This is a genomic window from Cellulomonas citrea (assembly GCF_009829685.1).
GTDB lineage: Bacteria > Actinomycetota > Actinomycetes > Actinomycetales > Cellulomonadaceae > Cellulomonas > Cellulomonas citrea.
Map to the genome: position 1 here is coordinate 1 of NZ_VWSD01000373.1, position 555 is coordinate 555.

Here is a 555-nt window from a genome sequence, read left to right on the forward strand (position 1 = left end):
CTCGCACGTCAGCAGGCCGCGTGCCAGCGGGCTGAACACCGACACCCCAACCCCCTGGTCGATGCAGTACGGCACCATCTCACGCTCTTCTTCGCGGTAAGCGAGGTTGAGCTGAAGTTGCATGTTGATCGGCTTGTGCCAGCCGTTGCGCTCGCACACTTGCATGATCTTGGCGAACTGCCACGTGTACATGGTCGACACACCGAGGTAGCGCGCCTTGCCAGCCTCTACAACGTCGTGCATCGCGCGCATGGTTTCCTCAACAGGCGTGTGCACATCGAAGAAATGCAGCATGTAGACATCGACATAGTCCATGTCGAGCCGCTTGAGCGACGCATCAATGCCGTCGAGGATGTGCTTGCGCGAATGGCCACCCGCATTGGGGTAGTTGCCCATGTCGTAGCCCACCTTGGTGGTGACGACCAGCTCTTCGCGGCGCGCAAGGCGCTTCAGGATGCGGCCAACCACCTCTTCGCCGACACCGGTCGAGTAGAAGTCGGCCAGGTCGATGAAGTTGACGCCGGCCTCCAGCGCGTGACGCACGATGGGCTCGCT

Annotated in this window: 1 protein-coding gene; it reads right to left on the minus strand. The window is 61.3% G+C overall.

Translation table 11 applies throughout. The annotated features are described in order from the left end of the window. The coding region (locus tag F2B26_RS17800) for an aldo/keto reductase (RefSeq protein WP_235929736.1) at positions 1-543 on the minus strand (543 nt) is incomplete at its 3' end. Positions 544-555: the final 12 nt, after the last annotated feature.